At 61.8% G+C, this 14513-nt stretch carries 14 protein-coding genes; 4 read left to right on the forward strand and 10 right to left on the reverse strand.

What is annotated here, in order from left to right; all coding sequences use genetic code 11:
• Positions 1-81 precede the first annotated feature (81 nt).
• Positions 82-3552 (forward strand): hybrid sensor histidine kinase/response regulator, encoded by a 3471-nt coding sequence (locus HBN98_RS00105; protein ID WP_064586667.1) that lies wholly within the window; start codon positions 82-84, stop codon positions 3550-3552.
• 87 nt (positions 3553-3639) lie between these two features.
• On the opposite strand, the gene HBN98_RS00110 is transcribed toward HBN98_RS00105, so the two are convergent.
• Positions 3640-5004 (reverse strand): DNA recombination protein RmuC, encoded by a 1365-nt coding sequence (locus HBN98_RS00110; protein WP_162276303.1) that lies wholly within the window; start codon positions 5002-5004, stop codon positions 3640-3642.
• A gap of 175 nt (positions 5005-5179) precedes the next feature.
• The gene (locus HBN98_RS00115) at positions 5180-5503 is read right to left on the reverse strand and encodes an SEL1-like repeat protein (RefSeq protein WP_082920290.1); all 324 of its coding nucleotides are present in this window, start codon (positions 5501-5503) and stop codon (positions 5180-5182) included.
• A gap of 1010 nt (positions 5504-6513) precedes the next feature.
• On the opposite strand from HBN98_RS00115, the gene HBN98_RS00120 reads away from it, so the two are divergent.
• The 3 genes from HBN98_RS00120 (at position 6514) to HBN98_RS00130 (ending at position 8914) form a co-directional block, all read left to right on the forward strand.
• Entirely contained in the window at positions 6514-6738 is a 225-nt protein-coding gene (locus HBN98_RS00120) for a hypothetical protein (RefSeq protein ID WP_064586664.1), read from the forward strand.
• 275 nt (positions 6739-7013) lie between these two features.
• The gene (locus HBN98_RS00125) at positions 7014-7496 is read left to right on the forward strand and encodes a hypothetical protein (protein ID WP_064586663.1); all 483 of its coding nucleotides are present in this window, start codon (positions 7014-7016) and stop codon (positions 7494-7496) included.
• 146 nt (positions 7497-7642) lie between these two features.
• Positions 7643-8914 (forward strand): OmpP1/FadL family transporter, encoded by a 1272-nt coding sequence (locus HBN98_RS00130; RefSeq protein WP_083366554.1) that lies wholly within the window; start codon positions 7643-7645, stop codon positions 8912-8914.
• Between the two features lie 133 nt (positions 8915-9047).
• On the opposite strand, the gene HBN98_RS00135 is transcribed toward HBN98_RS00130, so the two are convergent.
• The 8 genes from HBN98_RS00135 to cobU form a co-directional block, all read right to left on the reverse strand.
• On the reverse strand, positions 9048-9608 hold the full coding sequence (locus HBN98_RS00135; RefSeq protein ID WP_064586661.1) for a glutathione peroxidase: 561 nt from the start codon (positions 9606-9608) through the stop codon (positions 9048-9050).
• Positions 9609-9660: 52 nt separating this feature from the next.
• Complete coding sequence (locus tag HBN98_RS27865) at positions 9661-9786, reverse strand: hypothetical protein (RefSeq protein WP_257737113.1); 126 nt, start codon at positions 9784-9786, stop codon at positions 9661-9663.
• Complete coding sequence (locus tag HBN98_RS00140) at positions 9783-10991, reverse strand: MFS transporter (RefSeq protein WP_083366555.1); 1209 nt, start codon at positions 10989-10991, stop codon at positions 9783-9785. The genes HBN98_RS27865 and HBN98_RS00140 overlap by 4 nt, the downstream gene beginning before the upstream one ends.
• Positions 10992-11044: 53 nt before the next feature.
• The gene (locus HBN98_RS00145; protein WP_083366556.1) at positions 11045-11449 is read right to left on the reverse strand and encodes a MarR family winged helix-turn-helix transcriptional regulator; all 405 of its coding nucleotides are present in this window, start codon (positions 11447-11449) and stop codon (positions 11045-11047) included.
• A gap of 164 nt (positions 11450-11613) precedes the next feature.
• A complete protein-coding gene (locus HBN98_RS00150; protein WP_083366557.1) occupies positions 11614-12345 on the reverse strand; it encodes an adenosylcobinamide-GDP ribazoletransferase in 732 nt (243 codons plus the stop codon).
• Position 12346: 1 nt separating this feature from the next.
• Positions 12347-12922: an alpha-ribazole phosphatase family protein gene (gene cobC / locus HBN98_RS00155; RefSeq protein WP_064586658.1), complete on the reverse strand. Its 576-nt coding sequence runs from the start codon at positions 12920-12922 to the stop codon at positions 12347-12349.
• On the reverse strand, positions 12919-13974 hold the full coding sequence (gene cobT, locus HBN98_RS00160; protein WP_083366558.1) for a nicotinate-nucleotide--dimethylbenzimidazole phosphoribosyltransferase: 1056 nt from the start codon (positions 13972-13974) through the stop codon (positions 12919-12921). The genes cobC and cobT overlap by 4 nt, the downstream gene beginning before the upstream one ends.
• Positions 13971-14492: a bifunctional adenosylcobinamide kinase/adenosylcobinamide-phosphate guanylyltransferase gene (gene cobU, locus HBN98_RS00165; RefSeq protein ID WP_083366559.1), complete on the reverse strand. Its 522-nt coding sequence runs from the start codon at positions 14490-14492 to the stop codon at positions 13971-13973. Before cobU ends, cobT begins: the two co-directional genes overlap by 4 nt.
• Positions 14493-14513: the final 21 nt, after the last annotated feature.

A 14513-nucleotide genomic window follows, 5' to 3' on the forward strand; every position in this document is an offset into this window, starting at 1 on the left:
CGACACTGACTAACCGCCGCACTCATGCGAGACTGTCCGCCCGGGCAGGACTGCCGGGGAGTCTTCTGTCGGGAGTGTTGCATGTCGTTGTCCACCGGGCTGATCGCCGCCGTCGCCCTGGCCTATATGGCCATCATGTTCGCCATCGCCTTCTACGGCGACCGTCGCAGCGCGCCGTTGCCGCCGCGGATGCGTGCGTGGGTGTACAGCCTGTCGCTGGCCGTTTATTGCACCAGCTGGACATTCTTTGGCGCGGTCGGCCAGGCCGCCGAACAGCTGTGGTCATTCCTGCCGATCTACCTCGGGCCGATCCTGTTGCTGCTGGGCGCGCCGTGGGTCCTGCAGAAAATGGTGATGATCAGCAAACAGGAAAACATCACCTCGATTGCCGACTTCATCGCCGCGCGCTACGGCAAATCGCAATCGCTGGCAGTGGTGGTCGCGCTGATCTGCCTGGTCGGCGTGCTGCCTTATATCGCCCTGCAACTCAAAGGCATCGTCCTCGGCGTGAACCTGTTGATCGGCGCCGGCGCCGACGCCATGGGCACCCGCGCCCAGGACACCGCGCTGATCGTGTCGCTGGTGCTGGCGCTGTTCACCATCGTCTTCGGCACGCGCAACCTCGACGCCACCGAGCACCACCGGGGCATGGTGCTGGCGATTGCCTTCGAATCGCTGGTCAAACTGTTCGCCTTCCTCGCGGTCGGTGCCTTCGTCACCTTCGGCCTCTACGACGGTTTCGACGACCTGTTCAATCAGGCCATGCTCGCGCCACGGCTTGAGGAATACTGGAAAGAAACCATCAACTGGCCATCGATGGTGGTGCAGACCGGGGTGGCGATGATGGCGATCATCTGCCTGCCACGGCAGTTTCACGTCACGGTGGTGGAGAACATCGACCCGCAGGACCTGCGCCTGGCCAAGTGGGTGTTCCCGGCCTACCTCGCCTTGGCCGCATTGTTCGTGGTGCCGATCGCCCTGGCCGGTCAGATGATGCTGCCGAGTCATGTGCTGCCCGACTCGTTCGTGATCAGCCTGCCGCTGGCCCAGGCCCATCCGGCCTTGGCGCTGCTGGCGTTTATCGGGGGCGCGTCGGCGGCCACCGGCATGGTCATCGTCGCCAGCGTGGCGCTGTCGACCATGGTCTCCAACGACATGCTGTTGCCGTGGCTGCTGCGGCGCAACAACGCCGAGCGGCCGTTCGAAGTGTTCCGCCAGTGGATGCTCTCGGTGCGTCGCGTGAGCATTGTGCTGATTCTGCTGCTGGCCTACGTCAGCTACCGTTTGCTCGGCTCCACCGCGAGCCTGGCGACCATCGGCCAGATCGCCTTCGCTGCCGTCACCCAGCTGGCCCCGGCGATGCTTGGCGCGCTGTACTGGAAACAGGCCAACCGCCGTGGGGTTTTCGCCGGTCTGGCCGCCGGCACGTTCCTCTGGTTCTACACGCTGATCCTGCCGATTGCCGCCCACAGTCTCGGCTGGTCGCTGAGCACTTTCCCCGGGCTGGCGTGGCTGCACAGCAACCCGCTGAACCTGCCGATCACCCCGCTGACCCAAGGCGTGGTGCTGTCGCTGGCGGGCAACTTCACCCTGTTCGCCTGGGTCTCGGTGCTGTCGCGCACGCGGGTCTCGGAACACTGGCAGGCCGGGCGCTTCATCGGTCAGGAAATCAGCGCCCGGCCGAGTGCACGCTCGATGCTCGCCGTGCAGATCGACGATTTGCTGCAGCTGGCGGCGCGGTTCGTCGGTGAAGAACGTGCGCGGCAGAGCTTCATTCGTTTCGCCTACCGGCAGGGCAAGGGCTTCAACCCGAACCAGAACGCCGACGGCGAATGGATCGCCCACACCGAACGCTTGCTGGCCGGCGTGCTCGGCGCGTCTTCCACGCGGGCGGTGGTAAAAGCGGCGATTGAAGGTCGGGAAATGCAGCTCGAGGACGTGGTGCGCATCGCCGACGAAGCCTCGGAAGTCCTGCAGTTCAACCGTGCCCTGCTGCAAGGCGCGATCGAGAACATCACCCAAGGCATCAGCGTGGTCGACCAGTCACTGAAACTGGTGGCCTGGAACCGCCGTTATCTGGAGCTGTTCAACTACCCGGACGGCTTGATCAGCGTTGGCCGGCCGATTGCCGACATCATTCGCTACAACGCCGAACGCGGCCTGTGCGGCCCCGGCGAGGCGGAGGTCCACGTCGCCCGGCGCCTGCACTGGATGCGTCAGGGCCGTGCGCATACCTCGGAACGCTTGTTCCCCAACGGCCGGGTGATCGAGTTAATCGGCAACCCGATGCCCGGCGGCGGCTTCGTCATGAGTTTCACTGACATCACCGCATTCCGCGAAGCCGAGCAGGCACTGACCGAGGCCAACGAAGGGCTGGAGCAACGGGTCAGCGAGCGCACGCAAGAGCTGTCGCAGCTCAACGTCGCGCTGACCGAGGCCAAGGGCCATGCCGAGGCTGCCAACCAGTCGAAAACCCGCTTCCTCGCGGCGGTCAGCCATGACCTGATGCAGCCGCTGAACGCCGCGCGCCTGTTCTCCGCCGCCCTCTCCCATCAGGACGACGGTTTGAGCAGCGAGGCGCAGCAACTGGTACAACACCTCGACAGTTCACTGCGTTCGGCAGAAGACCTGATCAGCGACCTGCTGGATATTTCCCGCCTGGAAAACGGCAAGATCAACCCCGATCGCAAGCCGTTCGCGCTCAATGAGCTGTTCGATACCCTCGGCGCCGAATTCAAGGCGCTGGCGCAGGAGCAAGGCCTGACCTTCCGTGTGCGTGGCAGCCAATTGCGTATCGACAGCGACATCAAATTGCTGCGGCGGATTCTGCAGAACTTCCTCACCAACGCCTTCCGCTACGCCAAGGGACCGGTGCTGCTGGGCGTGCGCCGACGCGGCGGCGAACTGTGCCTGGAAGTGTGGGATCGCGGGCCGGGCATTCCGGAAGACAAGCAGCAAGTGATTTTCGAGGAATTCAAACGCCTCGACAGCCATCAGACCCGTGCCGAAAAAGGCCTCGGCCTCGGTCTGGCGATTGCCGACGGTTTGTGTCGAGTGCTGGGCCACACTTTGCGCGTACGTTCGTGGCCAGGGCGCGGCAGCGTATTCAGCGTCAGCGTACCGCTGGCCCGGGCGCAGTCGGTGCCGGCGAACGCCGCAGTCGAGTTGAACGGCAAGTTGCTCAGTGGTGCGCAGGTGCTGTGCATCGATAATGAAGACAGCATTCTGATCGGCATGAACAGCCTGCTGAGCCGCTGGGGCTGTCAGGTGTGGACGGCGCGCAACCGCGAGGAGTGCGCGGCGTTGCTCAGCGACGGCGTGCGGCCGCAACTGGCATTGGTCGACTATCACCTCGACCATGGCGACACCGGAACGGAACTTATGGCGTGGCTGCGTACCACTCTGGGAGAGCCGGTGCCGGGGGTGGTAATCAGCGCCGATGGTCGCCCGGAGACCGTGGCGCAGGTGCACGCGGCGGGGCTGGATTACCTGGCCAAACCGGTGAAACCGGCGGCATTGCGGGCGTTGTTGAGTCGGTATGTGCCGTTGTAAAAGCAAAAGATCGCAGCCTTCGGCAGCTCCTACAGGTTGATTACGATTCCAATGTAGGAGCTGCCGCAGGCTGCGATCTTTTGATCTTCACTCTGGCAGTTCGACCAGCCCATCGACATCAGTCATCGCTCGCTCCAGCAAGTCTGCCGGCAGACTCTTACTCGCCCGCGCGCCCAGCAGCTTGAGCTGCTCGCTGCGGCTGACCAGATTGCCACGGCCTTCGGTGAGTTTGTTGCGCGCCGAGCTGTAGGCCTTGTCCAGCTGTTGCAGGCGATTGCCGACCTCGTCCAGATCCTGAATGAACAGCACGAATTTGTCGTACAGCCAGCCGGCCCGCTCGGCGATTTCCCGGGCGTTCTGGCTTTGCCGCTCTTGCTTCCACAGGCTGTCGATCACCCGCAGGGTCGCCAGCAAGGTGGTCGGGCTGACGATCACGATGTTGCGGTCGAACGCCTCTTGGAACAGCGACGGCTCGGCTTGCAACGCGGCGGAAAAGGCCGCCTCGATCGGTACGAACAGCAAGACGAAATCGAGGCTGTGCAGGCCTTCCAGGCGCTTGTAATCCTTGCCGGCGAGGCCTTTGACGTGGCTGCGCAGCGACAGCACGTGCTGCTTGATCGCGATCTGGCCGATGCTGTCGTCTTCGGCGGCGACGTACTGCTGATAGGCCGTGAGGCTGACCTTGGAATCGACCACCACCTGCTTGTCGCCCGGCAAGTAAATGACCACGTCAGGCTGAAAGCGCTCGCCGTCCGGCCCCTTGAGGTTGACTTGAGTCTGGTACTCGCGGCCCTTCTCCAGACCTGCGTGTTCCAGCACCCGCTCAAGAATCAGCTCACCCCAGTTGCCTTGGGTTTTCTGGCCTTTGAGGGCGCGGGTCAGGTTGGTCGCTTCGTCGCTCAGGCGCAGGTTCAGCTGCTGCAGACGCTCCAGCTCCTTGGCCAGCGAGAAACGCTCGCGGGCTTCGGCCTGATAGCTTTCTTCCACGCGCTTTTCGAAGGACTGGATGCGCTCTTTCAACGGGTCGAGCAACTGCCCGAGGCGTTGCTGGCTGGTTTCGGCGAAGCGCTGCTCGCGCTCATCGAAGATCTTGCCGGCCAGTTCGGCGAACTGCGCCCGCAACTCGTCGCGCGAGCCTTGCAGGTCGTTGAGGCGTTGTTGATGGCTTTCCTGCTGCTCGCGCAGTTCGGCATTCAGCGAGGCTGCCTGAGCGTCCAGACGGCGCAGTTCGGCCTCCTTGTTGGCGCGCTCGATGTTCCAGGCGTGGGACGCATCACGGGCATCATCGCGTTCGATCTGCAGCAACTCGACTTCCCGGCGCAGCGCGGCCAGTTCCGCCTGCTTGGCAGCGTTGGCCTGTGCCAGGTCGACCGCCTCATCGCGGCTGGCTTCGAGCTGCGCGTTGAGTCCGTCCTGCGCCAATTGCGCCATGGCCAGTCGCTCTTCGAGCAAGGCAACCTCGGCCTGCGCGTTGCTCGCCCGGCGCTGCAGTTGCCAGGCCAGTGCCAGCAGCGGCAATCCCGCGCCTGCCAGACCGAGCAATACGCTGGTCAAGTCCATAGCCATAGCCACTCCTGCCGATTCGATAAAGCCTGAAGGTTAACCAAGGCGTGGGACGTTGGACAGCTCAGTCTTCGAGCAGACCGAGTTCCTGTTGCGCACGTCGATCACCGGCACGCGCGGCCATACGCAACAGGTCGTGACCGATACGGCGGTCCCGGGCGTTGCCGCATTCCCGGCACATCAACTGACCGAGACGGCTTTGCGCCGCGACCACGCCTTCGCGTGCCGGCTGTTTGAGCAGGCGTCCCGCCAGGTGCTTGGCATTGCGGCTGTCGCTCAGACGCGGACTGTCGAGCAGCCATTCGGCCACGCGCACGGAAAATCGCTTGGGAGAGGTAACACGAGGGTGTTCGGAGGTAACAGGGTCTGATACTGAGCGAAACTTCATAAAACACTGTGGGACAGATCGGAAGGCGCGCCACTCTACTCTCTTTTTCGTACAGGTAAAGTCGAAAAAAACCCGGCACGCCCGTCCTAGAGCAAGCGCTAGGGACAATCCACAGAAGCTGTGGATAACTCAGTGGACAACCGCCCCCGAACCTCCGCAAAGCCTTGTGGAATGGGGCTCGCAGTCAAACTGACGATTTTTTCACCAACAAAAAAAACCGATGTTTTTCATTGACTTAAACTTTTGATACAGGCAGCCATGCGAGTCAGGATTGGTATGACAGCGTGGTTACAGCTTGCGCAACTAATGTGCACAAGTACCTGTTACCCGGTTATATGGATGCGCTTTTTCGGGTCGTTTTGCTCCTCAGGCTGGGGACAAGCGGGTTGGCGATGGCCCGGGCTGCACGCTTTTGTGGCGACGGGTGGCTCCTTTGCGAACGGGCGTGCTCCTCACAGTCAGCCGCGATCCTCGGCGGGAGTGAGCCGGCTCACGATGGGGTCGGTAGTGCCAGCAGATGGCTCCGCGACCGACTGTAATCTTTTTTGCCGCAGGGTTTGCAATGCACAGGACGTTCCGTTACTATCCGCGGCGTTAGTACCAAGCTGAAAGTCAATTCCGGTCGAACACATCCCCACGGTCAACCTTCTTCCCAGAAGCCCTTCACCGAAAAAAGCGGGAACGACCCCTCGATGGTTTCCAGGTAAATCTTGCGCCGACACTGCCTTTGAATGAATGCAAAGGGTGTTGCGAAGACCACTTACTCTGACCGAACCAGCCTGCAAATTGATCAGGATCTTCACCCCGGGCCCAGAACCTTTGCCCTCGATGTGCTGCCTGTCCTCCTAAGTACCTACCTGCCAGCCCAAGCGCGCCAACTAATTAGCGCTTCAAACTGGCTGCTTTGTTCCAGTCGGGTTCTTTGTTCGACCAATGGTGGTCGACATTACTGGAACGTTTTAACGTTGCACGGTTCTTATCCGTGTCATTTGTAGGAACACCTAATAACTATGTCGACTCAAATCCATACTCAGGATGCCATTCGCACCCTAACCAACGCTTTTGCCCCAATGAACTGCCTGATCATGGCCGCTCGCAAAGGCTGCTTCAGCTTCACCGTGGTCAATGAACACGGGATTGCTCGCCACAGCGAGCGTCTGTACCCCGATCAATACTCCAGCGCCGAACCGCTGCAGGCCGTGATCGATCGTACGCGTCAGGCACTGGTTGCCTGAGAGCCGAAAAGGCTGCAAAAGCAAAAGCCCCGCACAAAATGCGGGGCTTTTTATTGCCTGATGTTTCGCTTTTAGCCCTTCACGCCTAAGCACCATCGGATATAACGCTTTTGGCTCGCCGCCGGGAATATTTTAAAAACAGGCCTTTACGTCGCGAATATGACACTACACTTCAACTCAAGCGGCTTGATCCGCTTCCGGCGAGCCTGAGTCGATCCACCGCTGCCAAGGCCCCCCTTCAGGTTTCGCCGCCCATTACAAGAATCGAGGGCATTATGGGTATCGCTGCCAGCGAACTGTGTCGCTACGTGATCCGTCCCACACTGATTTATCTGGGACGTCACTGCGCAACGGCCGAATCTCTTCTGCTGGGGATTGCCGCCAGCCAGTCCGCCCTCGGTTCGGCCCTGCATGACCGCCGTGGCCATGGTCTCTACCGGATCACCGAGCATCGCCACCAAGCCCTTTGGGATCACTATCTGGCGCTCGATCCGGAGCGCGCCAGTCTGGTTCGCGGCCTCGCCAGCCAGCATGCTTTTCTCAGCGGTCCGCACCTGGAACTGACCGTCAACCTGCGTTATGCCACCGCCATCGCCTGGCTGCTGGTCGAAGAACAAAACCCCACCCTCCCCGACGCGACTGATCTGCTGGGTATGGCGCGAATCTGGCGTCAGACCTTCCAGCCGCAAGGACGTCTGCGCGACTTTACTTATGCCTGGCAAACCTGTGTTTCACCGGTGAATCAGGTCGCGTGTTGACCGGCCAGTTTTACAAGATCGCTCAACAGGTCGCGAATCTGGTCGGATTGTCCTACAAAACCGCTCTAACTCAAGGCATAGGGACTATAGCGCTGGAACGAAAATGTTGGTAATTTTCGCCCCGGTGATCACCAGGAGTTCTAATAATGAAAAAAGTAATGCTCAAAACCACCCTTAGCCTCGCCGTTACCATGGCATCCACCCAGATCTTCGCAGCTGGCTTTGCCATCAACGAACACAGCATCAGCGGGATGGGTACTGGTTACGCTGGGCGATCTTCTTCTGCCGACGACGCAAGCACTGTTTATGGCAACCCTGCCGGCATGTCGCGCATCACGCGCGAACAAGTCACTGGCGGTGTTGCATTCCTCGATGCCAAGACCGATATCAGCGACGCCAGCTCCAGCCCTAACGGCGGCAGCAACAAAGGCGACATGGTGCCCTTCACCTCCGTACCTATGGGCTTCTACGTCAAACCGATCGATGAGCATTGGGCATTCGGCCTCGGCGTCTACGTGCCGTTCGGCCTGATTACCGATTACGAAAAAGGCTTTGCCGGCCGTTACTTCGGCAGCAAGTCCGAAGTACAAGTCATCACCTTCCAGCCAACCGTCAGCTACAAGTTCAACGACGTGGTGTCGATCGGTTTCGGTCCGACCATCAACCGTATCGACGGCACACTGGAATCCAACCTGTCGATCACCCAGGCTGCGCCGGACGGCAAGGTCAAGATCAAGGGTGACGACACCGCGCTGGGCTACAACATCGGCGTGCTGGTACAGGCCACTGACACCACTCGTCTGGGTCTGACCTATCACTCGAAAGTCGACTACAAGCTCGAAGGCAACACCAAGGTCAACTACGGTGTACTGGGCGCAGTCGGCCTGGGCGCCGAGCAGAAGTACGATGCGTCGCTGAAGATCACCACACCTGAATCCGTGGACTTCTCGGTCACCCAGGCGATCAACGACCGCTGGAACGTCTATGCCGGTTCGACCTGGACCCGCTGGAGCCAGCTGAAAAAGATCACTGTCGAAAACTCCGGCGTGCAGCCGCTGCTGGCCGGTCAGTTCGGCGAGATCACCGAAGAGCAGAACTGGCACGACTCCTGGGCTTACGCCGTGGGTACTTCGTACCAGCTGAACAAGGAATGGGTATTGCGTACTGGTCTGACCTTCGACCAGTCGCCGACCAACAACGTCGACCGTTCGCCACGCATTCCAACCGGCGACCGGACCATCTTCAGCATCGGTGCCGGCTGGAGCCCGACCGAAGACCTGACCATCGACGTGGCTTACTCCTACCTGAAAGAAGAGTCGATCAAGGTCCACAACCAGAACGATCGTGGCCAGAGCTACGACGCCAAGTATGAAAACTCGGCAAACGGTTTCGGTGTTGGCGCGACTTACCGCTTCTGATGCGGCACGGCGAGGCTAATCCCTCGCCCACAAAAAAGCCCCGCTCTCTTTGCAGAAAGCGGGGCTTTTTTTGTGCCTGCATGACCGCCAGCGTGCCGCAGCTCCTACAGGAACAGGGCAAAGGCATGCATCTTCATGGTTGCAGTGGTTTTGAGGCAATAGCTTTCTCAACCGCCGCAATAAACTCCGGATCATCCGGCTTGGTCAGGCTGGAGAAATTCGCGATCACCTTGCCTTGCCGGTCGATCACGTATTTGTAGAAATTCCACTTCGGCGCGCTGCTCTGTTCCGCCAGCACTTTGAACAGGTGGGTCGCGTCATCGCCTCGAACTTTCTGCGGCTCGGTCATGGCAAACGTCACGCCGTAGTTGGCATAGCAGACCTTGGCGGTCTCGGCGCTGTCCTTGGACTCCTGTTTGAAATCATTGGACGGCACACCGAGCATTTCCAGGCCTTGCGCCTTGTACCGCTGATTCAGCGCCTCAAGCCCCTCGAACTGCGGAGCAAAGCCACAGAAACTGGCGGTATTGATCACCACCAGCGGTTTGCCGGCGTAGCGCTGACAGAGATCGATGGATTCCTTGGCACGCAGCTTGGGCAGCGAACCTTGCAGCGCCTCCGGACAATCAGCGGCCTGGGCCAGTCCGGTCAACGCCATCAGCAACGCGGGTACAGCACACCAGCGCATGAGCATGTCGGGCATCCTTTAGCAGTCATCAGACCTCGACGTTACTCGCCCTCCAAGCCTACAAGCAAGCGCCCATGCCCAACTGCATCAGCGCCAGGCCGCCCTGATGCCAGCCCCACCACACCAGCGCCAGCAACAGGGCGCCGAGTGCCGTGAAGACGAGTCGCGGCCAGGTGCGCTTCATGCTGCGCTCACCCCCGGTTGCAGGCGCGCGACCGGACGTTCGCGCACCGGCCAGTTCAGCGCCGCCGCCAACAGGCTCAAGAGAATCGCCACTTGCCAGATCAAGTCATAACTCCCGGTACGGTCATACACCACCCCGCCCAGCCAGCCGCCGAGGAAAGAGCCGAGCTGGTGAAACAGGAACACGATACCGCCGAGCATGGACAGATTGCGCACACCAAACAAGGTCGCCACCGTACCGTTGGTCAACGGCACCGTCGACAGCCACAGGAAGCCCATGGCCATACCGAACAGGTACGCCGAAGTCGTCGTCACCGGCAGCCACAGGAACAGCACGATCACCACCGCGCGCAGCAGGTATAACGCCGTCAGCAGACGCGGTTTGGACATGCGCCCGCCAAGCCAGCCGGCGGTATAAGTCCCGAAGATGTTGAACAGCCCGATCAGCGCCAGCACCGTGGTGCCGACCGTGGCGGGTAGATGTTGATCGACCAGATAGGCCGGCAGATGCACGCCGATGAACACCACCTGAAAGCCACAGACGAAAAAACCGAACGCCAGCAGCCAGAAGCCGGAATGCGAACAGGCTTCGCGCAGCGCTTCAGACAGGGTTTGTTCATGGCCCAGCACCGGCAGCGGCTTGTCCTTGAGCATGCTCACCAGCGGCACAATCAGCGCCACCAGCAGGCCTAGCACCAACAGCGCAGCCGACCAGCCGAGCCAGCCGATCAGGCCCAGTGTGCCGGGCAGCATGGCGAACTGGCCGAACGAGCCGGCGGCGCTGGCAATGCCCATGCCCATGCTGCGTTTTTCCGGCGGCACCGCACGACCGACGACGCCGAGGATCACCGAGAACGAAGTACCGGACAGGCCGATACCGATCAGCAGGCCCGCGCTCAACGACAAGCTCAGCGCCGAATCCGACAGGCCCATAAACACCAGGCCCAAGGCGTAGAGCACACCGCCGACCAGCACCACTTTGGCCGCACCGAAACGGTCAGCCAACGCCCCGGTGAACGGTTGCGCCAGGCCCCAGATCAGGTTCTGCAAGGCAATGGCGAAGGCAAACACCTCGCGCCCCCAGCCGAACTGCGCGCTCATCGGCGACAGGAACAGACCGAAGCCGTGCCGCACGCCCAATGACAACGCCAGAATCAGCGCACTTCCCAGTAACACCCAACCGCACGTACGCCACATCGTTGTCATTGTTATTCTCCAGGCGCGGGTATATACCCGCTTAGATCCGCAAAAACTGGCCCTCAGGCCAGTTCGTCCAACAGTCGCAGCAAGATTTCGCGCTTCTCGGCACCCAGGCGATCGACCAATCGCTGTTGCGCCGCTTCCCAGGCCGGCAGCGCCGCTGCCAGACGCTGCACACCGGCCTCGGTGAGCCTGACGATGCGATTACGCATGTCTTCGCCCTCGGCCAAGGCCACCAGGCCCTCACCTTCCAGCACCCGCAGATTGCGCCCCAACGTGCTGCGATCCAGGCCCATGGCTTCGGCGAGCTCGGAAATGCTCGGTTGATCCAGACGCTGCAGGTTGCACAGCAAAGAATACTGGGCAACGTTGATCCCGAAGCCGTCGAGAGCGCCGTCGTAATGCCTGCTGACGCCACGCGCGGCGCGACGCAGGTTGGTGCACAAACACTGAGAAGGAAGCATGATGCGTGTATATACCCGTGACTGTGTTAAATCAAGTTACATGTGTTTTTTCAGTCGTATTTCCGGTGCCGGACAGACTGCTATCACGAGCAGGCTCAAGCCTACAAAAGCCCTGTAGAAGTCAGCCTGCTCGCGATGAGGCCAGAACAGGCAACACAAATATGTCAGACCAACACCACCCCAACCAGCACCGCCACTTCCAGCAATTCCAGCAACGCCCCCGCCGTATCGCCCGTGGTCCCGCCCAACCGCCGCATCATCAGTTGCCGCAGCCAGACAAACATGCCGAACGCGACAACCAGCGCCACCAGCGCTTTACCCCCGGCGATCAACAAACAGCCCAGCGCACTCCCCCCCAGCACCCACCAACCCGCCTTGCGCGGCAGATGATCGGCCAACGCCTGGCCCAACCCTCCGGCCCGCACATACGGCGTGGTCAGAAACAACCCCAGCAATGCCGTGCGCCCGAGCAGCGGCACGATGATCAACGTGAGCGCGTGCCCTTGCTCGATCAGCGCCAGCAACGCGGTAAACTTGAGCAGCAACACCAGCACCAGCGTCACCACCGCGATTGGCCCGCTGCGCGGATCTTTCATGATGGTCAGCGTGCGCTCACGATCACCGAAGCCTCCGAGCCAGGCATCGGCGCTGTCGGCCAGCCCGTCGAGGTGCAGCGCGCCGCTGAGCAGCACCCACACCGTCAGCAACAGCGCCGCATGCAACAACAATGGTGCGCCGGCCAAGGCCAGGTTCAGCGCCCAGAGGATCAACCCGAACAGCAGCCCCACCAGCGGATAAAACAGCAACGAACGCCCAAGCTGTTCCGGCTCCGGCATCCCCGGCAGACGAATCGGCAAGCTGCTGAGAAATTGCAGGGCGATCCACAGTGGCAGCATGTCAGTGCCCTTCCTTGAGCGAGCCGTCGGCCGCAACGGTCAGGGCAAACAGCGAAGCATGCGCGACTTCGACATTGAGCAACTGCTCACGCGGCAAGCCACGCGCCTGCGCCAGCAACAGACGCATCACGCCGCCATGACTGATCAGCAACACGCGTTCGCCGGCACAGGCCTGCTGCAACCGCGCAACCGAACCCAGCACGCGCGTAGCAAAAGCGCTGACCGGCTCACCCTGCGGCGGCGTGAAGGTATACGGGTCAGCCCAGAACCGCCCCAGCGCGTCGGCGTCGGTTTCCATCAGCGCTGCGGCGCTTTGCCCTTCCCAGGCGCCGAAATGCAGTTCCTGCAGATCATTGTCCAGTTGCACCGGCAGGTTCAGTTGCTCGCCCAGTTCGGCGGCAAACCGCGCGCAACGCTGCAGCGGCGAACTGACCAGCCGATCCCACGGCCCGCCCGCCACCACAGCTGCACGCATCTGCGCCCACCCCTTTTCGGTGAGCGCATCATCGAGACTGCCACGCAAACCGCCGCCCAGTTCGGTCTCTCCGTGACGCAACAGGTCCAGACGCAAGGTCATGCCGGACGGTCCGCCACCGCGGCTTCGGCGAACGTCGCCATCTGCCCGTGCAGATCGCAAGCCATGCGCAACAGCGGCACCGCCAACGCCGCCCCGCTGCCCTCGCCCAGACGCAAGCCGAGTTCCAGCAACGGTTCCGCACCGAGGGTTTCCAGCACGTGGCGATGGCCCGGCTCGGCACCACGATGGCCGAACAACAGCCACTCGCGGCACGCCGGATTCAGACGCACTGCCACCAGCGCAGCGACCGTGCAGATAAAGCCGTCCACCAACACCGCAACGCCTTCCTGGGCACAGGCCAGATACGCGCCGACCAGCGCGGCGATTTCGAAACCGCCGAGGTTGAACAGGGTTTGCAGCGCATCGCCACGCTGCGCCGCGTGCAGCGCCAGCGCGCGCTCGATCACTTGCGCCTTATGGCTGACGCCTTCGGCATTCAGCCCGGTACCGGGACCGGTCAGATGCGCCACCGGGCAATCGAGCAAGGCACAGGCCAGCGCACTGGCGGCGGTGGTATTGCCGATGCCCATCTCGCCACCGATGAACAGTTGCGCGCCGGCCGCTTTCGCCCGCAGCACACTGTCGCGCCCGGCCTGCAAGGCGAGTCCGCCCTGCGCCTGAGTCATTGCCGCGCCCTTGGCGAAATTCGCCGTGCCCGGGCCGACATTCAGGTGCAACACGCCCGGCAGGTTCAACGTCGGCGTCACCGTGCCCAGGTCCACCACTTCCAGTTGTGCATCGAGCTGACGCGCCAGCACGCTGATCGCCGCGCCGCCGCTGACGAAATTGAGCAGCATTTGCCCGGTGACTTCCTGCGGGAACGCTGACACCCCTTCCGCGACCACGCCGTGATCACCGGCAAAAATCGCGATCCAGACCTGCTCCAGCGTCGGTTTGACCTGACCCTGCAATCCGGCCAGTTGCACCGCCACGCTTTCGAGGCGACCGAGGGAGCCGGCCGGTTTGGTCAGTTTCTGTTGGCGCGCCGCCGCTTGTTCAACGATCTGGGCATTCACGGGTTTGCACGGGTTCAACCACCACGCTTGAGTCATAACGCAGGTCCTTTCAGGGTCAGGGGCAGGCCGGCGACGGTCAGGACAACACGCTGACAGCGCTCAGCCAGAGCTTGATGCAGCCAACCGGCTTCATCGACGTAGCGGCGAGTCAATTCGCCCAGCGGCACGACACCCATTCCGGTCTCGTTGCTGACAAAAATGATTTCCCCCGGCAATGACGCCAGGCAGTCCAGCAGGGCTTCGCGCTCGGCGGCGAGACGCTCGGCGTCATCGAGCATCAGCAGATTGGTCAGCCACAGGGTCAGGCAGTCCACCAGCAGGCAGCGCTCGGCGCTGGCGTTGTCCCGCAGGACGCGGGCCAGTTCCAGCGGTTCTTCGATCAACGCCCATGCGGCCGGGCGACGAGCGCGGTGATGAGCGACACGCGCGTTCATTTCGCCGTCCAGCGGTTGGCTGGTGGCGATGTAGGTGACCGCCAGTTGGCTGTCGCTGGCGAGTTTTTCCGCCAGGCGACTTTTGCCGGAGCGGGCGCCGCCGAGGATCAGTTGGAGCATGGTTCATTCCTTCAAATTGGC

The organism is Pseudomonas koreensis, from assembly GCF_012986595.1.
GTDB lineage: Bacteria > Pseudomonadota > Gammaproteobacteria > Pseudomonadales > Pseudomonadaceae > Aquipseudomonas > Aquipseudomonas koreensis.